Genomic DNA, 23,685 nt, shown 5'->3' on the forward strand with positions numbered 1-23,685 from the left:
CAGCCAGCCGGAATGGACCGTCGATTCAGACTTCGACCGGCGTGGGCTTGCCGGCGGGCGCCTGGGCCGGCTCCACGCCGTCGGGCGCCGGCAGGTCGGGCGGCGGCACCGCCGGCGAGTCGGGCTCGACCGGCATCTCGCCCGGCGCGGCGGGCTGGCCGCCGCCCACCGGCTGGATCGGACGCTCGTCGTGCACCGCCGGCGGCGAACCGTCGGAAAACGCGATCGAGCCGTTGCCGGGCTGCAGCTCGCTGCCTTGCGGCTCGGCCGGGTCCGGCAGCTCGGCGGTGGATGCCGGCGCATTGGCGCCGAAGCGCATCGGCACCTCGCCGCGCGCCGCCGCCCGCACCACCTTGTGGATGAACTCGAGCTTGGCCACCACGGTCGCCGGCAGCTGGAACGGATAGCCGTCGTGCAGGCCGAGGCTGCGCATCATCCCGTTGATGAACTGGGACACCGGCAGCCATTGCGCCACCAGCGCCGCGCCCACGCCGTCGTCGTCGCCGCCGACGGCCTGGGCCGTGACCGGCGCGCCGCCGGGCATCACCGCATCCAGCCGCAGGCCCCAGGCGGCCGCCGTTTCCAGGCCGTCCATCATGTGCAGGTAGTGGGCCCAGCATTCGGCCCAGTCCTCCCACGGATGGGCGGTGGCATAGGTGCTGACATGGCTCTGGGCCCAGTCGGCCGGCGGGCCGGCCTCGTAGTGATGCTGGAGCGCGGCGGAATAGTCGGCGCGGTCGTCGCCGAACAGCGCGCGGCATTCCGCCAGCCAGGGCGAGCCGTCGACCAGCCGGTCCCAGTAGTAGTGGCCCGACTCGTGGCGGAAATGGCCGAGCAGCGTGCGATAGGGCTCGTGCATCGAGGCACGCATGGCTTCGCGGCGCGCATCGTCGGCCTCGGCGATGTTGAGCGTGATGAGGCCGTGGTCATGCCCGGTGAGCACGCGGCGCGCCGGATCGACCTCTTCGAGGAAGTGGAAGGACAGGCCGTGCTCCGCATCCTCGGTGCTGGGCGGAAACGGCAGGCCGATATCGATCAGCGTGTAGAGCAGCCGGCGCTTGGCCTGCTCCAGCGCGAACCAGTAGCCGCGGTTGGCGCCGTTGCCGAGCGCCGGAATCACATGCGTGGTGCGGCAGGAGCGGCAGAGCGGATTGGGATCGTCGGCCGCGACCATCCAGTTGCAGACGTTCTCGTTGACATAGTTGTGGCAGGGCCGCAGGTCGGCGCCGCCGCCGACCCGATGCCAGAGCGGCGGCAGCGGCGTGGCGGCATCGACGGCGGCCGGCAGCTCGAAGGCCAGCATCGCCATCTCGTCGGGCGAAAAGCCGAGCGCAAGGCCGCAATTGCCGCAGCTGACGTTCTCGAAAAACACGCGCTGGCCGCAATGGCCACAGGTCAACAGCTTCATTCCCACACTCCCACGGTCGAGGGTTCCGGCGCGCCAAGGCAAGGGCGCCGGAATCTCGAGTCAGGATGGGGCTGCGGACCGGGCGGTGGCAGCGGCGTGGCGGCCGCGCCGCTGTAGGAGTCCGCCGATGCAAGGCCGGCCGTGTCGCGGCGCGTGGCCATGCGCGGGGTCGCGCGGCGCTGCCGTGTCAGCGCGTCACGTCAGCGCGCGGGAGCGGCGGGCGGCGCGGCGGCGGGCGCGGCAGCCGGCGGCAGCGGGCCGGCCGGCTGTGCCTCGATCGGGATCTCGACCCGCCGCACCTTGCCGCTCGCGCCCGGAAATTCCTCGAACAGCGCGCGCACCAGATAGGGCGCGATGGCGCTGAAGTTGTCGGTGCGGCCGTCGCTGGTGGCCGTGCCTTCCCAGACCTTGCCGGCGCCCTCGCGCAGATCGAGCTTGAGTTCGCGCCGCCACAGCGTCTCGCGCACTTCGCGGGTGACCGGGCCGGCGCCCCAGGGCGCGCCCCAGTAGCCGCCATAGGCATAGGGACGCCAGCCGTAGACCGGCCGACCGTAGCGCGTGTAGCCCATGAAGCCCCAGGTCGTCATCGGCGGCTCGGGCCAGTCGGTGACCAGCGTGCTCACGTCCTGCTTGGCGATGGAATAGCTCAGCGCCACCGTAAAGCGCGCCGGCTGGCCGGCCCGGGCCGGGCGCAGCGCGAAGCGGTCGAGCTGCTCGGCCACCAGCGCCTCGTAGGCGCGATGCTCAAGGCTGTCGGCCTGGCCCGGCGTGCGCTCGAAGGCATAGGTCGCGCCGTCGGTGCCGTTGGTGGGCCACTGGCTGAAGGCGGTCACGTCGGCACGCACGCGCTGCGGCGGCGTGGCGCAGGCGCCGAGCAACAGGCTGCCGATCAGGCAGAGCGCGACGCAGGCAAGGCGGGAAGGCGAGGAAATGCGCATGGCTGGACACCGGCGCGGGCCGGCGCGTTGAACGGAATCGGTTGGCTCGCAAGGGCCTGGGCGACGCTGCCAGCCCCGGGTCTGAAACTGGCGTTTCCGACTATGCCAGACGCACCGGGGCCCGAAAGTCGCCGACTAGAATCCCCGGTTTCCAAACCTTTCGCGCTGCACGGACGCCGTTTGCGGGCCGCGCCGGCGCGAAAAAAATCGCGAGCCTCCATGCGCACCGACCAGACCGTCACGATCCGCCGCCTCGACTATCAGGTGCCCGCCTATCTGGTGGACAGCGTCGAACTCGACATCGCGCTCGACGCCGAGCGCAGCATCGTCGAGGCCCGGCTTGCGATCCGCCGCAATCCCGCATCGACTGCGCCGCGCACGCTGGTGCTCGACGGCGAGGCGCTCGAATTCATCTCCGCCACGCTCGACGGCCAGCCCGTGCAGCCGGTGTTCGGCGACAACCGCTTCACGCTCGCCGACGTGCCCGACAGCTTCACGCTCGTGACCGTCAGCGCCAACAACCCGCAGGCCAACACCACGCTGTCGGGTCTGTTCATGTCGAAGAACGGCTTCTTCACGCAATGCGAGGCCGAGGGCTTCCGCCGCATCACCTACTTTCCGGACCGACCCGACGTGATGTCGCGCTACCGCGTGCGGCTGAGCGCCGAGAAGGCGCGCTATCCGGTGCTGCTCGGCAACGGCAATCTGCTTGAGGAAGGCGAGCTGCCCAACGGCCGCCACTACGCCGTTTGGGATGACCCCTTCCTCAAGCCGAGCTATCTGTTCGCGCTGGTGGCGGCCAAGCTCGTGTGCGAGGAAACCACCCTCACCACCGGCTCGGGCAAGCAGGCGCTGTTGCAGGTCTGGGTCGAGGACGGCGATCTCGACAAGAGCCATCACGCGATGGAATCGCTCATCAACAGCATCAAGTGGGACGAGGAACGCTTTGGCCTTGAGCTGGACCTGGACCGCTTCATGATCGTCGCGGTCAGCGACTTCAACATGGGCGCGATGGAGAACAAGGGGTTGAACATCTTCAACACCAAGTTCGTGCTGGCCAATCCCGAGGTCGCCACCGACATCGACTTCGCGAATGTGGAATCGGTGGTCGGCCACGAGTACTTCCACAACTGGACCGGCAACCGCGTGACCTGTCGCGACTGGTTCCAGCTGTCGCTGAAGGAGGGCCTGACGGTCTTCCGCGACCAGGAATTCTCGATGGACATGATTGCCGCGGCGGCGGCCACGCCGGCCGTCGCGGCCTCGGGCAAGGCGGTCAAGCGCATCGACGATGTGCGCACGCTGCGCGCCGCCCAGTTCCCCGAGGATGCGGGCCCGATGGCCCATCCGATCCGGCCCGACGAGTACCAGGAGATCAACAACTTCTACACGGCCACCGTGTACGAGAAGGGCGCGGAGATCATCCGCATGCAGCAGACGATCCTGGGCCGCGACGGCTTCCGGCGCGGCATGGACGAGTACTTCCGCCGCCACGACGGCCAGGCCGTGACCTGCGACGACTTCGTCGCCGCGATGGAAGCCGGCAATGCCCAGCTCGGCGAGCTGGCCGATCTGGGCCAGTTCCGGCGCTGGTATTCGCAGTCGGGCACGCCCATCGTCAGCGCCGAGCGCGAATGGGACCCGGCGGCCGGCCGCCTCACGCTCACGCTGAGCCAGCAGACGCCGCCGTCGGCGAGCCAGCCGGTCAAGCTGCCGCTGCACATTCCGGTGCTGCTCGGCCTGCTCGGCAGCGACGGCGCCGACCTGCCGCTGCGGCTCGAAGGCGAGACCGGCGCCGCGCCGACCGAGCGCGTGCTGCATCTCAAGGAAGCGCGACAGAGCTTCGTGTTCACTGGTCTGCCGGCGGGCGAGGCGATGCCCGTGCCCTCGCTGCTGCGCGGTTTCTCGGCGCCGGTGGTGCTCGACCATGACCTCGACACGCGCGAGCTGGCCTTTCTCATGGCGCACGACAGCGACGCCTTCAACCGCTGGGAAGCCGGCCAGCAACTGATGCTGTCGGTCATCCATGCGCGGCTGCGCGGCGACGATGCGGCGCTGCAGACCTCGGCGCTGGTCGAGGCGATGCATCGCACGCTGGAGGCCGATCTCGACCCCGGCTTTGTCGAAGTGGCGCTGGCCCTGCCCGACGAGATCTACATCGCCGAGACGCTCGAAGTCGTGGACGCGCCGGCCGTGGCCCGGGTGCGCGACGAACTCAAGCGCCAGATCGCCAGCGCGCTCGCGCCGTCGCTGCGCGCGCGCTACACCGCGCTCGGCGTGGCGCTGGCCGCCACCGGCGAGTACCGGCCCGATCCGGCCAGCGCCGGCCGGCGTGGCCTGCGCAACCTCTGCCTGCGCTATCTGACCGAGATCGACGGCGACGGCATCGGGCTGGCGCGCGCGCAGTACGCGGCCGCCACCAACATGACCGACCGGCTCGCCGCGCTGACCGCGCTGGCCCACGCCGGCGCGGCAAAGATGGAACTCGAAGACTTCTTCAAGCGCCACGAGAACGATGCGCTGGTGCTCGACAAGTGGTTCACGTTGCAAAGCACGGCCGCCCGCGTGCCCGACGGCAGCGACCAGCGCTTCGTGCTGCATGTGCTGGGGCTGCTCAAGCATGCGGCGTTCAGCCTGCGCAACCCCAACCGCGCGCGCTCGGTGATCCTGCAGTTCTGCATGAACAACCCGCGCCACTTCCATGCCGACGACGGCAGCGGCTATGAGCTGTGGGCCGAATACGTGCTCAAGCTCGACGGCCTCAATCCGCAGATCGCGGCGCGGCTGGCACGCTCGCTCGACCGCTGGCGCCGCCACACGCCCGAGCGTCAGGCGCGCATGCGGGCGGCGCTGCAACGCGTGGCCGACAAGCCCGAGCTGTCGAACGACGTGCGCGAGATCGTCGGCAAGGCGCTCGCGGCCTGACGGCCGTCAGGCGGTGCGGAAGGCCTGCACCGCCTCATGCAACCGCCCGGCCTGCTCGCGCAGCGACTCGGCCGCGGCGGCGGCCTGCTCCACCAGCGCGGCGTTCTGCTGCGTGGCGCCGTCCATCTGCTCGATGGCCGAATTCACCTGCTCGATGCCCATGCGCTGCTCTTCGCTGGCCGCCGAGATCTCGGCCATGATGTCCGTCACCTGACGCACGCTGGTCAGGATCTCGTCCATCGTGCTGCCGGCGTCGCCGACCAGCCGTGCGCCCACATCGGCCTTCTCGACCGAGTTGCCGATGAGCTGCTTGATCTCCTTCGATGCCTCGGCGCTGCGCTGCGCGAGGCTGCGCACCTCGCTCGCCACCACCGCAAAGCCGCGCCCCTGCTCGCCGGCGCGCGCCGCCTCGACGGCCGCGTTCAGCGCGAGGATGTTGGTCTGGAAGGCGATGCCGTCGATGACCGAAATGATGTCGACCGCACGCCGCGCGCTGGCGTTGATGTCGCCCATCGTCGCGACCACCTCGCTCATCACCGTGCCGCCGCGCGTCGCCACGTCGCTCGCGCGCAGCACCAGCTGATTGGCCTGGCGCGCGTTCTCGGCGTTCTGGCGCACGGTGGCGGTCAGTTCCTCCATCGACGCGGCGGTCTGTTCCAGGCCGCTGGCCTGGCCTTCGGTGCGCGCGCTGAGGTCGGCATTGCCCGAGGCGATTTCCTGCGTGGCATGGGCCACCGTCGCCGACGACGAGCGCACCGAATCGATGGTCGCGTGCAGCTTCTTGCGCATGGTGTTCAGCTCGTAGTTGAGCCAGGCGATCTCGTCGCGGCCCTTGGAGCCGATGCGCGTGACCAGGTCGCCGGCGGCGATGCGCTGCACCGATTCGACCAGCTGCTCGACCGGCTGGCGAATCGCCTGCCGCATCAGCCAGCCGAGCAGCGCGCCGAACAGCACCGACGCGATCGTGCTGCCGACGATGACCGAGAACGCGGTATCGGCAGCCTCGACCTCGCGCTGGGTGCGCTGCTCGGCGGCCGTCACCAGCTCGCCCGCGAACGCGCCCAGATCGTCTTCCGCCGAGCCGCCGCGCCCGGTCTTGCCGTCGAGCTGGGAGCGCAGTTGCGCCACCACGGCGTCGCGGCGTGCCAGCAGCGCCGCATCGATCGGCGCGGTCGCCAGCCGCTCGGTATCGGCGCGCGTCGCATCGACGGCGGCCGGATCGGCCCAGGCCAGCTCGGCGGCCTCGGCGCGCAGCTGGGCCACCAGTCGCAGCGCGCCCACGCCGCCGACCAGCGATTCATGCGCCGCACTGGCCTGGCTGCGTAGCGCCAGCGCCCCGACCAGACCATTGACGACGATGAGGCAGATGAGGATGGCGACGCCCCCGGCAATTCGGGTCGTCAGCCGCAGATTGAGCAGCATTCGCGGTCTCCATGGTCGCCGCGCCAATCCTCTTCAAGGCGCCGGCGGACTTGTTGTCAGTGTGCTGAGCTTGAACGTCGCCACCGGGCCCGAAAGCGCGGAAAAGCCCTGCGATCCAGTCCGACATTGCCGACTCGACGCAGCGCGGCGTGACGCAGGCCAGACGCCGGCGGCCGCGCGTCTTTACACTAGCGGCCGTTGTCCGCGCAGCCATGCGCGGTCTGGTGCCCGACAAATTCCAACCCACAAATCCGGGACCGTCACCCGCGCCACCGCGCGCGGCCTTCCGCAGTCCGCATCCCCAGCAACCCAATCGCCCATGACTCTTTCGCTCAAAGCCCATCTCACCGGCCACATCCGCGCCGGCAACCTCGACCCGGCGCTGTCGCTGGTGCTCGAAACCGTGGCCGCCAACTGCTTTCGCATCAGCTCGCTGGTCAGCAAGGGCGCGCTCGCGGCCATCATCGGCTCGGCCGGCACCGGCAACGTGCAGGGCGAAGAGCAGAAGAAGCTCGACGTCATTTCCAACGACCTGCTGCTGAGCGGCAACGCCTGGACCGGCGCGCTCGCCGGCATGGCGTCCGAGGAGCTTGAGCATCCGCATGCCACCGGCTTCGACGACGCGCCCTATCTGCTGCTGTTCGATCCGCTCGACGGCTCCAGCAACATCGACGTCAACGTGAGCATCGGCACCATCTTCTCGGTGCTGCCGCACAAGACCGGCATCGATCCGTCGCTCGACGAGGCCTATCTCATCAAGGGCCGCGAGCAGGCCGCGTCGGGCTATTGCGTGTACGGACCGCAGACCACGCTGGTGCTGAGCTTCGGCCACGGCGTGCAGGCGTTCACGCTCGACCGCGAGGCCGGCGAGTTCGTGCTGACCGAGGCCGCCATGCGCATTCCGGCGGCGACCAAGGAGTTCTCGATCAACATGAGCAACCAGCGCCACTGGGAAGCGCCGATGCAGCGCTACATCGGCGAACTGCTGGCCGGCAAGGACGGCCCGCGCGGCAAGGACTTCAACATGCGCTGGATCGGCTCGATGGTGGCCGACGTGCATCGCGTGCTCACGCGCGGCGGCATCTTCACCTACCCCAAGGACTCGCGCGAAGCCGACAAGCCGGGCAAGTTGCGCCTGATGTACGAAGCCAATCCGATGAGCTTTCTGGTCGAGCAGGCGCACGGCAAGAGCACCAATGCGATCGAGACCATCCTCGACATCCAGCCGACCAAGCTGCATCAGCGCGTGAGCGTGGTGCTCGGCAGCGCCGAGGAAGTCGACGTGGCCACCAGCTACCACAAGGCCTGACATGAAGCCGAGCGCGGCAATCGCATCGCTGGCCCTCGCGCTGGTGGCGCTCGCCGCGCCGCACGGTGCGGCGGCCCAGGCCGGCACGGCCAGCGGCCGCTCCTTCGTGCTCAAGCCCACGCCGGGCCCGCAACTGCCCGGCGTCGAGCAGCCGGCGCCGACCAAGGCCACGCTCGACGCGGCGCGCCAGCGGCTCGAAGACAGCGCCTATGCCGGCGTCGATCTGGGCCGGGTGGTGGTCGAAGGCTTTGCCGACCGGCGCAGCCCGGAAGAAATCCTGCGCAACAGCCTCAACAAGCCCGACCGGCCGTTCCGCTCGCTGGCCGACCGCAACGGCGGCCTGCGCGAAGACCGCGACAGCTTTGGCCAGCGCAACGATTGCATCGCCGCGCAGGGGCCGTTTGCCTGCGGCGGCACGCCGGTGGTCGGCATGAAGTCGAAAGCGCACTGGATGGACGAGCGCTGAACCGGCGCGGCGCCATGCCCCCACGAAACGTGCGGGAATTGCGCGAGAATCGCGGCCTCGCTCATCCGGCCGCTGCGCCGGATGCCCGCCCACCGCTGCCCGCCGCCGTCATGACCACCGATACCGATTCGCTCGCCCTGCGCTATTTCGTCACCTACACCGGCGTCAAGTTGCCGCTCAAGCTGCTCGACGAAATGCCCGAGACGGCGCTCAACAACCGCAACACCTATTTCCGCGGCTGGTTCGATGCCGACGAGCGCGTGGTGAAAATCGAGAAGGCGGTGTACGGCGCGGTCGAGCTGCGCCACACCTACCGCTATCACCCGAACGGCCGCGTCGCGCACGCCGTCATCGAGCTGGCCGACGACCAGACCACGACCATGACCTTCGACGAGGAAGGCACGCTCACAAGCAGCGAGACGGTCGAGTTCTGAGCGCGTCGCGCCCGTTTCAAGGCACAAGCACCGTCGAGCCGGTGGTGCGCCGGCCCGCCAGCGCTTCCTGCGCGGCGCCGGCCTCGGCCAGCGGAAAGCGCTGGCTCACGTCGGGCACGATGGCGCCGCCGGCGATCAGCCCGAACAGCTCGGCGCTCGACACCGCCACCATCTCCGGCGTGGCGGCATAGGTGCCCAGCGTCGGCCGGGTGACGAACAGCGAACCCTTGGCCGACAGAATGCCGAGGTTCACGCCGTCCACCGGGCCCGAGGCATTGCCGAAGCTCACCACCAGCCCGCGCGGCGCGGTGCAGTCGAGCGAGGCGGCCCAGGTGTCCTTGCCGACGCCGTCGTAGACCGTGGCCACCTTCTTGCCGTCGGTCAGTTCCAGCACCCGCTTGACCACATCCTCGCTGCGGTAGTCGATGACCTCGGCCGCGCCGGCGGCCTTGGCGAGCGCGCATTTCTCGGCGCCGCCGGCGGTGCCGATCAGCCGCACGCCGAGCGCCCGCGCCCACTGGCAGGCGATCAGCCCGACGCCGCCGGCCGCCGCATGGAACAGCACCGTGTCGCCGGCCTTCAGCTCCCGGATCTGGCGGAACAGGTATTGCACCGTCAGCCCCTTGAGCATGGCGGCGGCCGCGGCCTCGAAGCTCACGCCGTCGGGCAGCCTGACCAGCTTGGCGGCCGGAATGCGCTGCAACTCGGCATAGGCGCCGAGCGGGCCGAACGGTGCGCCGACCCGGTCGCCGGGCGCAAAGCCGCTGACGCCCTCGCCCACCGCCTCGACCGTGCCGGCGGCTTCCTGGCCCAGGCCCGACGGCCAGCTGGCGATCGGATACAGGCCCGAGCGGAAATAGATGTCGATGAAGTTCACGCCGATGGCCGCATGGCGTACCAGCACCTCGCCCGGGCCGGGCGCGCCGGGATCGTGGTCGACGTAATTGAGCACTTCGGGGCCGCCGGGGGCATCGAACTGGATTCGCTTGGTCATGGGTGTCTCGCTGTCGGAATGGAGTGCCGCCCGCGATGTTGACACCGCCGCGCACCGGCGCCGCCGCAAGACCGCCCCGCCCGCCGGCTCAGGCCAGCGCCATCCGCTCGATGCGCGCCAGCTGGCCGACGAAGCGCTCGGCCACGCTGGCCCACGAGAAGCGCAGCGCATGCGCGCGCGCCAGCGGGCGCGGCAGCTCGAGCGCGCGCAGGCAGGCGCTGCGCAGATCGGCATCGAGCGCGCCGGCCGGCGAATCGCCGATCACGTCGACCGGCCCCGACACCGGATAGGCCGCCACCGGCGTGCCGCAGGCCAGCGCCTCCAGCAGCACCAGGCCGAAGGTGTCGGTGCGGCTCGGGAACACGAACACATCGCTCGCGCGGTAGACCTGCGCCAGCCGCGCCGTGTCGAGCTGGCCGGCAAAGAAGGCCTGCGGATACTGGCGTTGCAGCCGGGCGCGCGCCGGCCCGTCGCCGCAGACGACCTTGCTGCCGGGCAGATCGAGGCGCAGGAAGGCATCGAGATTCTTCTCGACCGCAACCCGGCCGACGGTGGTGAAGATCGGTCGCGGCAGGTCTTCGAAGCCGGCCGGCAGTGCGCCCGCCGCATCGGGCCGGAACAGCGCGGTATCGACGCCGTTCGGCATCAGCACCGCATTGCGAAAGCCGTGCCGCTCCAGGTCGGCCAGCACGCCGGCGCCCGGCACCATCACCCGCGCCGCCGGGCCATGAAAGTGGCGCAGCCAGCGGTAGAACGGCCCGGTCGGCAGGCCGGTGCGCAGCGCCAGATATTCGGGAAAGCGCGTGTGGTAGTGGGTGGTGAAGGGCCAGTCGCGCTTGAGGCAATGGCTGCGCGCGGCATGGCCGAGCGTGCCTTCGGTGGCGATGTGGACCGCGTCGGGCGCGAAGCCGTCGAGCCATTCGGCCACCTGCCGGCCCGGCGCCCAGGCCAGCCTGATTTCCGGATAGCTGGGCAGCGCAAAGCCGGGCAGGCCGGCGCCGGACAGCAGTTTCACTTCATGGCCGGCCGCCACCAGGGCGTCGACGAGTTGCGCGGTGCTGCGCACCACGCCATTCACCTGGGGATGCCAGGCATCGGTCGCGATCGCGATGCGCATTGCAGGGAGCTGCCTTGGAAACGGGAGTCAGCCGCGCAGGCTTGCGCGGGCGGTAACGGGTTCGGACGGGACCGGCGCCGGCAGCGCGATCGGCTCGGGCGGGCGCGCCGCGCGGACCGAGCGGCGCTGGGCGGCCTCGGCGCGCACGCGGGCGGCCCAGTCGACGATTTCGAGCCGGCCGTCGGCATGCTCGACGAGGGCGGTCAGGCTCTCGACCCAGTCGCCGTCGTTGGCGTAGAGCACGCCGTCGATGTCGCGCAGCTCGGCATGGTGGATGTGGCCGCAGACCACGCCGTCGAGGCCGCGCCGGCGCGTCTCGGCCGCCAGCGCCTTTTCAAAGTCGGTGATGAAGCCGACCGCGCGCTTGACCTTGTGCTTGAGGTACTTGCTCAGCGACCAGTAGGGCAGCCCGAGCCGCGCGCGCAGGCTGTTGAGCCGCCGGTTGAGCTGGAGCGTGAACTCGTAGGCCTGGTCGCCCACGTAGGCGAGCCACTTGGCGTGCTGGATCACGCCGTCGTACAGGTCGCCGTGCGTCACCCAGAGCCGCCGCCCGTCGGCCAGCTCATGGACCGTTTCATCCACGATTTCGATGTCGCCGAAGGCCAGGCCGATGAACTGGCGCGCGGCCTCGTCATGGTTGCCCGGCACATAGACCACGCGCGTGCCCTTGCGCGCCTTGCGCAGCAGCTTCTGGATCACGTCGTTGTGGCTGCGATGCCAGTAGAAGCCGCGCCGCAGCTGCCAGCCGTCGATGATGTCGCCGACCAGATAGAGCCGCTCGCACTCGAAGCTGCGCAGGAAGTCGAGCAGATGGCCGGCCTGGCATTCGCTGGTGCCCAGATGCACGTCGGAAATCCACACCGCGCGGTAGTGCGCGGGGCTGTCGGCGGAGGCGGTGTCGGAGGTCACGCGGGCATGGTCGGCGTGCGCGATGACCCATGCATGGCAGTCCGGTGACGTTCGCATGAAGCGGCGGCTTGTCCCTACAATCGGCCGCCCGCGACCCAGGTCAGCAACCACTAACACCTCATGCCGTCATCCGCCCAGCGCGCGCAGGCCAGATTGCTGGCCCAACTGGAAGCCCGTCTGCGACGCGCGCCGCGCGGCTTCGGTCGCCGGTTTGCGCTGGCCAGTCTGGCGCTGTGGGCCGGCATCGCGCTGACGCTGGCGGCGCTTGGCGGCTTCGTGCTGGCGCTCAATCTGGCGCTGTGGCGCCATGCCGGCTGGCTGGAGCGGCTCGGCGCCGGGCTGGCGCTGCTGCTGGCCTTGCTGCTGGCGCGTGCGGTGCTGGGGACGCTGGCGGCGCGGCTCGATCCGCCCGAGGGCATCAAGCTGCGGCCGCGCCATGCGCCGGCGCTGTTCGCGCTCGTCGGCGAGCTGTGCCGACGGCTCGACACGCGGCCGGTGCATCGCGTGGTGATCACGGCCGACTTCAATGCGGCGCTGGTGCAGTCGCCGCGCTTCGGGCTGTTTGGCGGCCATCGCAACACGCTGGTGCTGGGGCTGCCGCTGCTGTGCGCGCTCAGCCGCGACGAGCTGGCCGCGGTGGTGGCGCATGAGCTGGCACACATCACCGAGGCGATGCCGCTCGGCGCGCGGCTGTATCGCCAGCGCGGCAGCTTCGTGGCGCTGCGGGCGCGCGCGCGGGCCCGGCTGCGCGACCGCGGCGGCATCTCGGCCTGCATCGGCCGCAAGCTGCTCGACGCGATCGCGCCGTGGTACGAGCCGCGCAGTCTGGTGCTGGCGCGCGAGCATGAGATCGACGCCGATCTGCTCGCGGCGCGCACCGTCGGCGCGGTCACCGTGGCGCGCGCGCTGGTGCGCATCGAGCTGGTCGAGGGCTGGATGAACGAGCGCTTCTGGCCCGACCTGTATGCCCATGCCGACCTGCGCCCGGTGCCGCCGTTTCTGCCGCATGTGTCGATGGTGCGGCTGATCGCCAAGGGCCAGCGCGGCTGGAGCGAGCCGGGCCGGCTGGTCTGCGCCCTGGCGCGCGGCGCCCTGCCCGGCGACAGCCATCCCGGGCTGGCGCGCCGGCTCGCCGCGCTCGACCTGCCGCCGCGCCCGCCACCGCCGGTCGCGCCGCCCGAGACCGCCGCCGCCGCGCTGCTCGGCAGCAGCATGCGCAGCCTGGCCGGCGAGCTGGACCGGCGCTGGTGGAACGAGCACGGCCGCGCCTGGCGGCGCCGCCACGAACGCATGCGTCAGGCCGCCGAACGGCTGGCCCAATGGCGCGGCCGCCCGCTCGACAGCCTGACGCCACAGGAGCAGGAGGAATGCGCCGTGCTGCTGGCTGAGCAGGGCCAGCGCCAGCACGCCGCCACGCTGTTCGAGCATGTGATCGAGCGCGCGCGCGACGCCGCCCGGCCGCGCTACCTCTACGGCTGCCTGCTGCTGGCCGGCAACGAGCCGCGCGGGCTCGATCTGCTGCTGGCCGCCGCGCTGCTGGCGCCCGCCATGCGCGAGGACTGCCGCCGCGCCGGCCTGCGCTGGCTGGCCGAGCATGCCGATGCCGCCGTCGCGCGGCGCTGGGTGCGCCAGCTCGACCGCATGAGCCGGGGCGGCCGCGCCGGCCCGGTGGCGCCGCTGTAACACCGGCGCCGGCTGCATGCGGCCAAATGCGCGCGCCGGCGCTGCCCGGCCGGCGCGCCGCGTGACATTGCCGCCGCCGTGGCGGAACCTCGCGCCGCGCTCTGCGTCCCACGGCGCCCGGCCGCGCGCCGGCCCTCCTCCCGCCCGTCCGCCACCGCCCCGATGCTCGAACTCCTCCGCGTCACCAAGACCTATGGCCAGCGCAGCCTTGTGCGCGATCTCGACCTGACGGTGGCGCCGGGCGAATACGTGGCGGTGATGGGCGAATCGGGCATCGGCAAATCCACGCTGCTCAACATGATTGCCGGGCTGGAACCGATCGACGCTGGCGACATCCGGCTCGACGGCATCTCGGTGCCGGCGCTTGATGAAGCCGGCCGCGTGACGCTGCGGCGCGAGCGCATCGGCTTCGTGTTCCAGGCCTTTCATGTGCTGCCGCACCTCACGCTGGCGCAGAACGTGGCGCTGCCGCTGCTGCTGGCCGGCCGGCCCGCCGCCGAGCGCGAGGAGCGCGCACGCGAGCTGCTCGCGGCCGTCGGCCTCGGCGACCGCGCCGACGGCTGGCCACGCGAACTGTCGGGCGGCGAATTGCAGCGCGTGGCGATCGCGCGCGCACTGGTGCATCGGCCGCGCCTGCTGCTGGCCGACGAACCGACCGGCAATCTCGACCCCGAGACCGGCGCCGCGATGCTCGACCTGTTCGAGAGCCGGCTGCGCAGCAGCGGCGCGGCGGCGCTGCTGGTCACGCATTCGCACGAGGCGGCGCGACGCTGCGACCGCATCGTGACCCTGACCCGGGCCGGGCTGGTGCGGCAATGAGCCGGTTGCGCGTTGCCGCCGCCGCCACCTCGCCCCGCCGCCCGGCCGACCGCCGCGCCGCGCTGCGCGCCCTGGCCGCGCTGATCGCGCAATCGCTGGCCGGCGAATGGCGCGCCCATCCGCTGCGGCTGGCGGTCGCGCTGCTGGCCATCGCGGCCGGCGTGGCGCTCGGCTTTGCGGTGCATCTGGTCAATGCCTCGGCACTCGACGAGTTCTCGACCGCCGTGCGCCAGACCGCCGGCAGCGCCGATCTGCAATTGCGCGGCCGCGGGCTGGCGGTGGCCGACGGTTTCGACGAGGCGCTGTTCGACCGGCTGCTGACCACGCCCGGCGTGCAGGCCGCCAGCCCGGTGCTGGAGCTGGACGTGCGCGTGCTCGGCGTCGAGCGCCAGGGCGCGCCCGCGGCCGCACTGCCCGCCGCGCCCGATGCCCGGCCGACCCATCTCAGCCTCGTCGGCCTCGATCCGCTGCGCGCGCTGGCGGTGGCGCCGGCGCTGGTCGGCCAGCCCGCCGGCGGGCTCGATCTGCGGCCGCTCGATCTGGCGGCGGTGTTTCTGTCGACCGCCGCCCAGGCCGCGCTCGGCGTGGCGCCCGGCGACCGGCTGCTGCTGGCCGCGCCCGACGGCGGCGCGCCGCAGCGCCTGACCGTGGCCGGCGCGGTGCCGGGTGCGGGCGCCGGCCGCAGCCTCGCGGTGGTCGACATCGCCACCGCGCAGCAGGGCTTTGGCCGGCTCGGCAGGCTCAGCCGCATCGATCTGCGGCTCGCACCCGGCAGCAATGCGCGCGCCTTTGCCGCCGCGCTCGATCTGCCCGGCAATGTGGTCGCCGCCGAGCCGGCCATCGACGAGCAGCGCGGCGCCAGCCTCAGCCGCGCCTACCGCGTCAACCTGAACATGCTGGCGCTGGTGGCGCTGCTGACCGGCGGCTTCCTCGTCTACTCGGTGCAGTCGCTGGCGGTGCGGCGGCGGCTGGTGGCGTTTTCGCTGCTGCGGGTGATCGGCGCGTCGCGCGGCCAGATTGCCGGCGCGGTCATGGCCGAGGGCCTGCTGCTCGGCCTGGGCGGCGCGGCGCTCGGCATCGCGGCCGGCGGCGCGCTGGCGGCGGCGGTGCTCAGGCTGCTGGGCGGCGATCTGGGCGGCGGCTATTTCCAGGGCGGCACGCCGGCGCTGGCCTGGTCGTGGCCGGCGGCCGGCGTGTTTGCGGCGCTGGGCCTGGGCGCGGCGCTGGCCGGCGGGCTGTGGCCGGCGCGCGCGGCCGGGCGGATTGCGCCGGCGCGCGGGCTCAAGGGCATCGATGCGGATGAGGCAGCGAGCGCGCCGGCGGGTGCGGCGTCGGCCGGCACTGCGTCGGCCGGTGCGCAGCGGCCGACACGCTGGAGCGCGATCCGGCTGGCCGGCGCACCCGCTGCGCCCGGCCTCGGCCTGCTCGCGCTGGGGCTGGCGCTGGCCTGGCTGCCGCCGGTCGGCGGCATTGCGCTCGGCGGTTATCTGGCGATTGCGGCGCTGCTGGCCGGCGGCCTGTGGCTGATGCCGGCGCTGGCGGCGGCGCTGGTGCGGCCGCTCGGCCGGCGCGCCGCCGGTCTGCGCTCGGCGGTGCTGCTGCTGGCGTCGGCCCGGGTGGCGCACAGCCCGGCGCGCGCCGGCAGCCTGCTGGCCGGCGTGGTCGCCAGCTTCAGTCTGGTGGTGGCGATGGCCATCATGGTCGCCAGCTTCCGCCATTCGGTCGACGACTGGCTCGGGCAAATCCTGCCGGCCGACGTCTATCTGCGGACCGGCAGCGACGCCGCCCTGCCGCCCGGCGCCGAGGCGCGCATGGCCGCCCTGCCCGGCGTGGCTGCGGTGGAATTCGCCCGGCTGGCGCCGCTGGCGCTCGATCCGCTGCGGCCCAATGTGCTGCTGATCGCCCGCCCGCTGCCCGATGCGCGTGCCGCCGCCGAACGGCTGCCGCTGGTCGAGGGCAGCGCGGTCGCGGCTGCCGCCACCGATCCGGCCGCGATCCCGATCTGGGTGTCCGAGGCGATGGTCGATCTCTACCGCCTCGCGCCCGGCAGCCGCGGCACGCTGCCGCTCGGGCCCGACGGCGCGCCGGTGCCGGTGCGCGTGGCCGGCGTGTGGCGCGATTACGCGCGCCAGTTCGGCGCCATCGTCATCGACCGGGCTGCGCTGGCCGCCGCCTCGGGCCGCGCCGCACCGTCCACCGATGCCGCCTTCCGGCTCGCGCCCGGCGCCTCGGCCGAAGCGCTGGCCGGCGCGCTGCGCGACCTGCCCGGTCTGGCCGGCGCCGACATCGCGCTCACGCGCGACATCCGCGCGCTCAGCCTGCGCATCTTCGACCGCAGCTTCGCCATCACCTATCTGCTCGAAGCGGTCGCCATCGCGGTCGGGCTGGCCGGCGTGGCCACCGCCTTCGGCGCCGAGGCGCTGGCGCGCTCGCGCGAGTTCGGGATGCTCCAGCACCTGGGCGTGGCGCGCGGCCAGATCCTGGCCATGCTGGCGCTCGAAGGCGCGCTGCTGGCCAGCGTTGGCGTGCTGGCCGGGCTGGCGCTCGGCGCGGCCATCGGCGCGGTGCTGGTGTTCGTGGTCAATCCGCAGAGCTTTCACTGGACCATGCACTGGCATGCGCCGCTCGGCCTGCTGGCCGGCGTGGCGCTGGCGCTGGTGGGCGCGGCGGCGCTCACGGCGGTGCTGGCGGCGCGCACGGCAACCGGCACGTCGGCGATCGCGGCGGTGCGGGCCGATACCTGAGCGCCCCCGACTCCCCGGCTAGACGATGACGAAGTCGCCGCTGTCGACCGCAGCCCCGCTGCCATAGCCGAGCGTGGCCAGCAGCACCGCCGCCGTGGCGCCCGTGCCGTCGGCGTCGTAGTACAGCTCGCCGGTGGTGGTGTTGTAGACGATGCGGTCGTCGGCATCGTGGGCCGCAGTCACGCCGGCGCCGCTCCAGAACCTGGCCGCCGCCAGCGTGCCGAGCGTGGCGCCGAGGCCGACCATCGCGTTGTGGTCGAGCCGGATGACATCGTCGACGCTGCTGAAGTCCCAGAGGTTGTCGGCATTGCCGAGCACCGGCGCGGTGTCGAACACGAACACGTCGGCGCCCGCGCCGCCGTAAAGCGAGTCGAGCCCGCTGCCGCCGGCGAGCGTGTCGTCGCCGTCGCCGCCGTCGAGGTTGTCGGCATTGCCTTCGCCCAGCAATTGGTCGTTGCCGGCGTAGCCGTAAATCTGATCGTTGTCGCCGCCGCCGTAGAGCAGGTCGATGCCGGCGCCGCCGGTCAGCGTGTCGTTGCCGATGCCGCCGCGCAGCGTGTTCACGGCGGTGGCAGCGTCCTCGACCGCATCGCTGTAAAGATTGCTGTCGTTGTAGCGGGCCGACCAGAGCTGGTCGTCGCCCACGCCGCCGTCGAGCGTGTCGTTGCCACTGCCGCCGTAGAGCGTGTCGCGGCCGTCGCCGCCGAGCAGGCTGTCGTTGTCGGCGCCGCCATACAGCTCGTCGTCGCCGATGCCGCCGTCGAGCGTGTCGCGGCCCTGGTTGGCGTACAGGCGGTCGTTGCCGCCGAGGCCGGCGAGACTGTCGTCGCCCTTGGCGCCGATGAGCAGATCGGCGGCCTCGGTGGGCGCGAGGGTGGCGGCGCTGTCGGCACCGCTGCCGCCGCGCCGCGCCACGATGGCGCCGGCATTGAAGCTGGCGGTGCCGAGCGCCACGTTGCCGTCGAGCAGCAGCTTGAAGTCGTTGTCGTCGACGACGAAGTCGCGGTTGCTGTCCATGAACAGCACGGTGCGGTTGGCCGCGCTGTCGTAGAAGGTCCAGAAGTCGAGATAGCGGCTGTCGGTCGCGTCGGCGCCGGCCAGCGCCAGGCTCTGGCCGAGCGTGGCGGTAAAGCCGGCGGCGGCCACGCCGCGCCAGACCACCGGCATGCCGCTGGCCCGGCCGTCGAGCGTGTCGATCCGGATCAGATCGCCCTCGGCGGCATTGAAATCGGTGATGCGGTCGGGCGCGGCCACGCGGCTGTAGCCGGCGGTCAGATCGGATGAGCTGGAACCGTAGACATCCGATGAATTGGTGGTGAACGCAAAGCGGTCGGCCCCCAGGCCGCCGGTCAGCACCGAGCGATCGCCGCCGGTGCCACGGGCGGCATAGAGCACGTCGGCACCCTCGCCGCCCGAGAGCGTGTCGGTCGCGCCGCCGCCGCTGTAGCCGGCCCACAGCGTGTCGGCACCCGCGCCGCCGAGCATCGAGTCGCTGCCGGCGTCGCCATACAGGTAGTCGGCGCCGTCGCCGCCGTTGAGCGTGTCGTTGCCGTCACCGCCGTACAGCTGGTCGTCGTCGGCATCGCCGTTGAGCTGGTCGGTGCCGGCACCGCCGCTGAGATAGTCGGCACCGGCGCCGCCGTTGAGCAGGTTGTAAGTACCGGCGGCGTCAGCCGCGCTTTGCCCGGAGGTCGAATCGGTCGGGCCTTCGGCCGAGAGCTGGTCGGAATCGTCGCCGCCGTTGAGCGTGTCGGCGCCGCTGCCGCCCCAGAGGTTGTCGCGCCCCGCACCGCCGGCAAGCGCATCGTTGCCATTGCCGCCGTAGAGCCGGTCGTCGCCCAGGCCGCCGAGCAGGCTGTCGTTGCCGTCGTCGCCGTTCACCGTGTCAGCGCCGTCAAGCGCGTCGAGCGTGTCGTTGCCGGCCAGCGCGAAGGCCAGATCGTCGCCGCTGCCGAGCGCCGGCGCGGTGTTGCCGTCGGCGCCCACGGTACCGACCTTGACGGTGAAGGTGCCGGCCGTGAAGGCGCCGGTGCCGAGCGCCGGCTGGCCGTTGAACAGCAGCTTGAAGTCGTCGGCATCGACCACCGCATTGCGGTTGAGATCGATGAACAGGAAGCTGCGGCCGCTGCCGGCGTCATAGCCGGTCCAGAACTCCAGGAAGCGCGGATCGGCCTGCACCAGCGTCTGGCCGACGCTGGCCGTGAAACCGCTGGCGGCCGCTCCGCGCCACACCACCGGCAGGTTGTAGCCGCCCAGGCCGTCGCCGATGCCGGTGCGGATCAGGTCGCCCTCGGCGGCATTGAAATCGACGATGCGGTCCGGTGCCGCCACGGTGCTGAAGCCGGAGGTGATGTCGCCGCTCGGTGCGTCGCCGCCGTCATAGGTCGTGCTGGCGAACACGAAGCGGTCGGCGCCGGCACCGCCGGTCATCAGCGCCTGTTCGCCGCCGTAGTTGCGCCGGACCGCGTTCAACACGTCGTCGCCGTCGCCGCCGGTCAGGGTGTCGATCACGCCGCTGCCGGGCGTGCCGTAGCCGGCATCGAGCGAATCGTTGCCCGCGCCGCCATCGAGCAGGTCGATGCCGCCGGCGCCGTACAGCCGGTCGTCGCCCGTGCCGCCGCTGAGCGTGTCGCGCCCATCGCCGCCCGACAGGTAGTCGTTGCCGGCGTCGCCATTGAGCACGTCGTTGCCGGCGCCGCCGGAAAGCCCGTCGTCACCATTGCCGCCGAACAGCACGTTGACCGTGCCGGCCGCGTCGGCGCCGGAGGTATAGGGATCGGTCGAATCGAGCGCGCCTTCGGCCGAGAGCTGATCGGCGTCGTCGCCGCCGTAGAGCGTGTCGGCGCCGCTGCCGCCGATCAGGTTGTCGCGATCCGCGCCGCCGCTGAGCACGTCGTTGCCGGTGCCGCCATAGAGCAGGTCGTAGCCGTTGCCGCCCACGAGGTAGTCGTTGCCGGCATCGCCGTTCACCGTGTCGTTGCCGTCGAGCGCGTTGAGCGTGTCGTTGCCGGCCAGCCCGAAGGCCAGGTCGGCGTCGTTGCCGAGCGCCACCGTGGTGTTGCTGTCGGCGTTCAGCGTGCCCACCTTCACGCTAAAGCTGCCGGCCGTGAAGATGCCGGCGTTGAGCGTCGGCTGGCCGTTGAACAGCAGCTTGAAGTCGTCGGCATCGACCAGCGAATTGCGGTTGAGGTCCATGAACACGAAGCTGCGCCCGCTGGCCGCGTCATAGCCGGTCCAGAACGCGAGGAAGCGCGGATCGATCGCGCTGCCCGCCGCGACCGTGAGCGTCTGGCCGAGCGTGGCGGTGAAGCCGGCGGCGGTCGACCCGCCCCAAACGATCGGCAGGTTGTAGCCGCCCAGGCCGTCGGCGATGCCGGTGCGGATCAGGTCGCCCTCGGCGGCGTTGAAGTCGGTGATGCGGTCGGGCGCCGCCACCGTGCTGTAGCCGGAGGTGAGGTTGTCGTAGGGCGATCCGCCGCCGTCGTAGCCGACGCCGGTGAAGACGAAGCGGTCGGCGCCGCTGCCGCCGACCATCACCGCCTGCTCGCCGCCGTAGTTGCGGCGGACCGCCCACAGCACATCGTCGCCGCTGCCGCCGGTGAGGGTGTCGATCGTGCCGCTGCCCAGGCCGCCGTAGCCGGCCCGGAGCTGGTCGTTGCCCGCGCCGCCGTCGAGCAGGTCGATGCCGCCGGCGCCGGAAAGCGTGTCGTTGCCATCGCCGCCGTTGAGCGTGTCGCGGCCGTCGCCGCCATCGAGCGTGTCGTCGCCGCCGTCGCCGTTGAGTGCGTCGTTGCCGGCGCCGCCCTGGAGCCCGTCGTTGCCGGCGCCACCGAACAGCACGTTGACCGTCCCGGCCGCGTCGGTGCCCGATCCGCCGGTCGAGTCGAGCGCACCCTCGGCCATGAGCTGGTCGGCATCGTCGCCGCCGAACAGCGTGTCGGCGCCACTGCCGCCGACCAGATAGTCGTTGCCGGCGCTGCCGCTGAGCACGTCGTTGCCGCTGCCGCCGTAGAGCCGGTCGTCGCCGGTACCGCCCACAAGGTAGTCGTTGCCGGCGTCACCGTTGACGGTGTCGTCGCCGTCGAGCGCGTTGAGCGTGTCGTTGCCGCCGAGGCCGAACGCGAGATCGGCGCCGTTGCCGAGCGCCGGCCGGGTATCGGTATCGGCGCCCACCGTGCCGACCTTCACCGTGAAGGTGCCAGCGACGAAGCTGGCCTCGGTCAGGCCGACATTGCCGGTGAACAGGATCTTGAGGTCGTTGGAATCGACGGTGAAGTCGCGGTTGCGGTCCATGAACAGCACTGTCTGGTTGGCCGCAGCGTCGTACCAGGTCCACAGCTCCAGGAAGCGGGTGTCGGTCGGATCGCTGCCGGCCGCCGCGAGGCTTTGCCCCACCGTGCCGGTGAACCCGGCCAGCGCCGTGCCGCGCCACACCACCGGCACGCCGACATAGGTGCCGCCGTACAGGCCGGTGCGGATCAGGTCGCCCTCGGCATTGCGGAAATCGCTGACCAGATCGGGCGAGTACACCGGGCTGTAGCTGTTGCTGGCGATGTTGTCGTCGTACCAGCCGGCGGCGTCGTACTGGCCGGTGGTGAAGGCGAAGCGGTCGGCGCCCAGGCCGCCGGTGAGCGTGGCGCGGTCCGCGCCATAGACGCGCCGGCCGGCGTGCAGCACATCGTCGCCGTCGCCGCCGTCGAGGCTGTCGGCCACGCCGCTGCCGCTGCCGCCGCCCACGTCGAGGTCGTCGTTGCCGGCGCCGCCGAGCAGCGTGTCGGCACCGGCGTCGCCCCAGAGCCGGTCGTCGCCGCTGCCGCCGTCGAGCCGGTCGTTGCCGGCGTCGCCGCTCAGCTGGTCGTTGCCCGCGTCACCGTTCAGTTGATCGTCGCCGGCGCCGCCGTAGAGGTAGTCGTTGCCGTTGCCGCCGTAGAGCAGGTTGACCGTGCCCGGCTCGTCGCTGGCGCTGCTGTTGAGGTAGTTGCTGCCCTCGGCATCAAGCTGGTCATCGCCTTCGCCGCCGAGCAGCGTGTCGGCGCCGTCGCCGCCTTCGAGCCAGTCGTTGCCGGCGCCCCCCGCCAAGCTGTCGTTGCCGAGGCCGCCATGCAGCGAGTCCCGGCCGAGGTCGTCGATCAGCGTGTCGTTGCCGGCCAGCCCCCAGCCGAAGTTGTCGCCGGCGTTGCCGCCGTAATCGCTGTCGTTGCCGGTGGTGCCGCGCCAGCCCAGGAAGTTGTCGACGAAGTCGGCCCGGGTCAGCGTGGCGCCGGCCGCCTGGTTGTCGAGGTAGATGAGCAGGTCGGCCTCGCTGAACTGGCCGTCGTCGTTGCCGTCGACCCAGATGCGCAGACGGTGGTTGGCGACATCGTTGTTCCAGTACACGCCCACGAAGCCGTCGTTCTCGTCGCCGGTGGGCGCCCATTGCCCCGAGTTGCCGTCGATGTACTCGAAGGCCAGCGGCAGCCGCTCGAACACCAGCGGCTTGCCGTTGATGGTGTTGATGCCGGGCAGATCGATGCGGTCGCCGGTGGTGAAGTCGGCGATATGATCGGCGGTGCTCGGCGACGAGTCGGTGCGCGCCAGCCCCAGGCCATAGGCAAAGTCGTAGACGAAGCGGTCGTTGCCGCTGCCGCCGGTGAGCGTGTCGGCATCGAGCCCGCCCACCAGCGTGTCGTCGCCGGCGCCGCCGGCCAGCGCATCGGCGCCGATGCCGCCGCGCAGGCTGTCGCCCAGGTTGCCGCCGGTGAGGCGGTCGGCGCCGGCGCCGCCGAGCGCATCGATGTAGGCGGCGATGCCGCTCGCGTCGAGCACCAGCGCATCGCTCTGGCCCTGGCCGCTGGCATCGAAAGTCACCGCGCCCTGCACCGACGAAAAAATGCCGGCATTGAGCCGCAGCTGCACCGTGCCGGGCCCGAACACGAAATGCTCGATGCCGGTGATGCTGCCGGCCGTAACCACGGCGGCGTAATTGCCGGACAGCCGCAATTCGTCGTAATTGCCCGCGCCGCCGGCAATCGTGTCGAATTGGGTGAGCGAATTGCCGGCCACGATCACGTCATTGCCGTCATTGCCCGAAACGCTGTCGTTGCCGCCTTGCGAAATATCGAACAAATCGCCGGCAGTGCCACCGGCAAATGCATTGGCGGCTGCCGTGCCCTGGCGATAGATCGAGCCGTCGGCAAAGCTGAACTGGCTGCCGCCCAGGCTGGCCGGCGCGATGCCCACCAGTCGCAGCGTCTGGCTGCCCTGGGTCACCAGGGTGTCGGCACCGCTGGCCAGCAAACCCAGTTGAGTGGCGGGATAGCCGTAATCGAATAGCAGGCTGTCGCTGGCGATATTGAATCCCGACAGCGAAGTGCCCGCCAGCGCGGCAAAGTTGTAAGTACCCATTCGCTCAATTCCTCGCGCATATTCGATGGAGCGGGAATCGATCGAATTCCCTGTTTCCGGTTGATTGCCGGTACAGGTAACACTCACAGGTGATGGCAACAACGTGATGAATTCGTCCATGCGGCAGGCAGAC

14 protein-coding genes are annotated in these 23,685 nt (G+C 71.5%); 7 read left to right on the forward strand and 7 right to left on the reverse strand.

The window, feature by feature from the left end:
• Positions 1 to 25: 25 nt before the first annotated feature.
• Positions 26 to 1,408: a zinc-binding metallopeptidase family protein gene (locus B9P64_RS00290; RefSeq protein WP_085314280.1), complete on the reverse strand. Its 1,383-nt coding sequence runs from the start codon at positions 1,406 to 1,408 to the stop codon at positions 26 to 28.
• 200 nt (positions 1,409 to 1,608) lie between these two features.
• The gene (locus B9P64_RS00295; protein WP_085314281.1) at positions 1,609 to 2,346 is read right to left on the reverse strand and encodes a DUF4136 domain-containing protein; all 738 of its coding nucleotides are present in this window, start codon (positions 2,344 to 2,346) and stop codon (positions 1,609 to 1,611) included.
• Between the two features lie 219 nt (positions 2,347 to 2,565).
• Between B9P64_RS00295 and pepN the strand changes: the two genes are divergently transcribed.
• Positions 2,566 to 5,271: an aminopeptidase N gene (pepN, locus tag B9P64_RS00300; RefSeq protein WP_085314282.1), complete on the forward strand. Its 2,706-nt coding sequence runs from the start codon at positions 2,566 to 2,568 to the stop codon at positions 5,269 to 5,271.
• A gap of 6 nt (positions 5,272 to 5,277) precedes the next feature.
• On the opposite strand, the gene B9P64_RS29140 is transcribed toward pepN, so the two are convergent.
• On the reverse strand, positions 5,278 to 6,693 hold the full coding sequence (locus tag B9P64_RS29140) for a methyl-accepting chemotaxis protein (RefSeq protein ID WP_085314283.1): 1,416 nt from the start codon (positions 6,691 to 6,693) through the stop codon (positions 5,278 to 5,280).
• A gap of 319 nt (positions 6,694 to 7,012) precedes the next feature.
• On the opposite strand from B9P64_RS29140, the gene B9P64_RS00310 reads away from it, so the two are divergent.
• From B9P64_RS00310 to B9P64_RS00320, 3 genes are all read left to right on the forward strand, one after another.
• Positions 7,013 to 8,002, forward strand: a complete 990-nt coding sequence (locus tag B9P64_RS00310; protein WP_085314284.1) for a class 1 fructose-bisphosphatase — start codon at positions 7,013 to 7,015, stop codon at positions 8,000 to 8,002.
• Position 8,003: 1 nt separating this feature from the next.
• Complete coding sequence (locus tag B9P64_RS00315; protein WP_085314285.1) at positions 8,004 to 8,468, forward strand: hypothetical protein; 465 nt, start codon at positions 8,004 to 8,006, stop codon at positions 8,466 to 8,468.
• Positions 8,469 to 8,578: 110 nt separating this feature from the next.
• Positions 8,579 to 8,902, forward strand: a complete 324-nt coding sequence (locus B9P64_RS00320) for a DUF6156 family protein (RefSeq protein ID WP_085314286.1) — start codon at positions 8,579 to 8,581, stop codon at positions 8,900 to 8,902.
• A 16-nt stretch (positions 8,903 to 8,918) separates the two neighbouring features.
• On the opposite strand, the gene B9P64_RS00325 is transcribed toward B9P64_RS00320, so the two are convergent.
• From B9P64_RS00325 to B9P64_RS00335, 3 genes are all read right to left on the reverse strand, one after another.
• The gene (locus B9P64_RS00325) at positions 8,919 to 9,896 is read right to left on the reverse strand and encodes a quinone oxidoreductase family protein (protein WP_085314287.1); all 978 of its coding nucleotides are present in this window, start codon (positions 9,894 to 9,896) and stop codon (positions 8,919 to 8,921) included.
• A gap of 88 nt (positions 9,897 to 9,984) precedes the next feature.
• On the reverse strand, positions 9,985 to 11,013 hold the full coding sequence (locus B9P64_RS00330) for a glycosyltransferase family 4 protein (protein WP_085314288.1): 1,029 nt from the start codon (positions 11,011 to 11,013) through the stop codon (positions 9,985 to 9,987).
• Between the two features lie 27 nt (positions 11,014 to 11,040).
• Complete coding sequence (locus B9P64_RS00335; protein ID WP_085314289.1) at positions 11,041 to 11,979, reverse strand: UDP-2,3-diacylglucosamine diphosphatase; 939 nt, start codon at positions 11,977 to 11,979, stop codon at positions 11,041 to 11,043.
• 63 nt (positions 11,980 to 12,042) lie between these two features.
• Between B9P64_RS00335 and B9P64_RS00340 the strand changes: the two genes are divergently transcribed.
• The 3 genes from B9P64_RS00340 to B9P64_RS00350 all read left to right on the forward strand — a co-directional run bounded on the left by B9P64_RS00340 (position 12,043) and on the right by B9P64_RS00350 (position 17,168).
• Positions 12,043 to 13,605, forward strand: a complete 1,563-nt coding sequence (locus tag B9P64_RS00340) for a M48 family metallopeptidase (RefSeq protein WP_085314290.1) — start codon at positions 12,043 to 12,045, stop codon at positions 13,603 to 13,605.
• 162 nt (positions 13,606 to 13,767) lie between these two features.
• Positions 13,768 to 14,424, forward strand: a complete 657-nt coding sequence (locus B9P64_RS00345) for an ABC transporter ATP-binding protein (protein WP_085314291.1) — start codon at positions 13,768 to 13,770, stop codon at positions 14,422 to 14,424.
• Entirely contained in the window at positions 14,421 to 17,168 is a 2,748-nt protein-coding gene (locus tag B9P64_RS00350) for an ABC transporter permease (RefSeq protein WP_085314292.1), read from the forward strand. Before B9P64_RS00345 ends, B9P64_RS00350 begins: the two co-directional genes overlap by 4 nt.
• Before the next feature lie 18 nt (positions 17,169 to 17,186).
• Here the strand turns inward: B9P64_RS00350 and B9P64_RS28340 are convergent, their stop codons facing one another.
• Positions 17,187 to 23,552: a calcium-binding protein gene (locus tag B9P64_RS28340; RefSeq protein WP_268877121.1), complete on the reverse strand. Its 6,366-nt coding sequence runs from the start codon at positions 23,550 to 23,552 to the stop codon at positions 17,187 to 17,189.
• Positions 23,553 to 23,685 lie beyond the last annotated feature (133 nt).

The sequence above is a fragment of the Derxia lacustris genome (assembly GCF_002105195.1).
Taxonomy (GTDB): domain Bacteria; phylum Pseudomonadota; class Gammaproteobacteria; order Burkholderiales; family Burkholderiaceae_E; genus Derxia; species Derxia lacustris.

Coding starts and splice junctions, on each gene's coding strand:
- B9P64_RS29140 (WP_085314283.1), bottom strand. CDS start 6,693: ATGCTGCTCAATCTGCGGCTGACGACCCGAATTGCCGGGGGCGTCGCC.
- B9P64_RS00320 (WP_085314286.1), top strand. CDS start 8,579: ATGACCACCGATACCGATTCGCTCGCCCTGCGCTATTTCGTCACCTAC.
- B9P64_RS00345 (WP_085314291.1), top strand. CDS start 13,768: ATGCTCGAACTCCTCCGCGTCACCAAGACCTATGGCCAGCGCAGCCTT.
- B9P64_RS00330 (WP_085314288.1), bottom strand. CDS start 11,013: ATGCGCATCGCGATCGCGACCGATGCCTGGCATCCCCAGGTGAATGGC.
- B9P64_RS00315 (WP_085314285.1), top strand. CDS start 8,004: ATGAAGCCGAGCGCGGCAATCGCATCGCTGGCCCTCGCGCTGGTGGCG.
- B9P64_RS00350 (WP_085314292.1), top strand. CDS start 14,421: ATGAGCCGGTTGCGCGTTGCCGCCGCCGCCACCTCGCCCCGCCGCCCG.
- B9P64_RS00290 (WP_085314280.1), bottom strand. CDS start 1,408: ATGAAGCTGTTGACCTGTGGCCATTGCGGCCAGCGCGTGTTTTTCGAG.
- B9P64_RS00295 (WP_085314281.1), bottom strand. CDS start 2,346: ATGCGCATTTCCTCGCCTTCCCGCCTTGCCTGCGTCGCGCTCTGCCTG.
- B9P64_RS00335 (WP_085314289.1), bottom strand. CDS start 11,979: ATGCGAACGTCACCGGACTGCCATGCATGGGTCATCGCGCACGCCGAC.
- B9P64_RS00325 (WP_085314287.1), bottom strand. CDS start 9,896: ATGACCAAGCGAATCCAGTTCGATGCCCCCGGCGGCCCCGAAGTGCTC.
- pepN (WP_085314282.1), top strand. CDS start 2,566: ATGCGCACCGACCAGACCGTCACGATCCGCCGCCTCGACTATCAGGTG.
- B9P64_RS00310 (WP_085314284.1), top strand. CDS start 7,013: ATGACTCTTTCGCTCAAAGCCCATCTCACCGGCCACATCCGCGCCGGC.
- B9P64_RS28340 (WP_268877121.1), bottom strand. CDS start 23,552: ATGGGTACTTACAACTTTGCCGCGCTGGCGGGCACTTCGCTGTCGGGA.
- B9P64_RS00340 (WP_085314290.1), top strand. CDS start 12,043: ATGCCGTCATCCGCCCAGCGCGCGCAGGCCAGATTGCTGGCCCAACTG.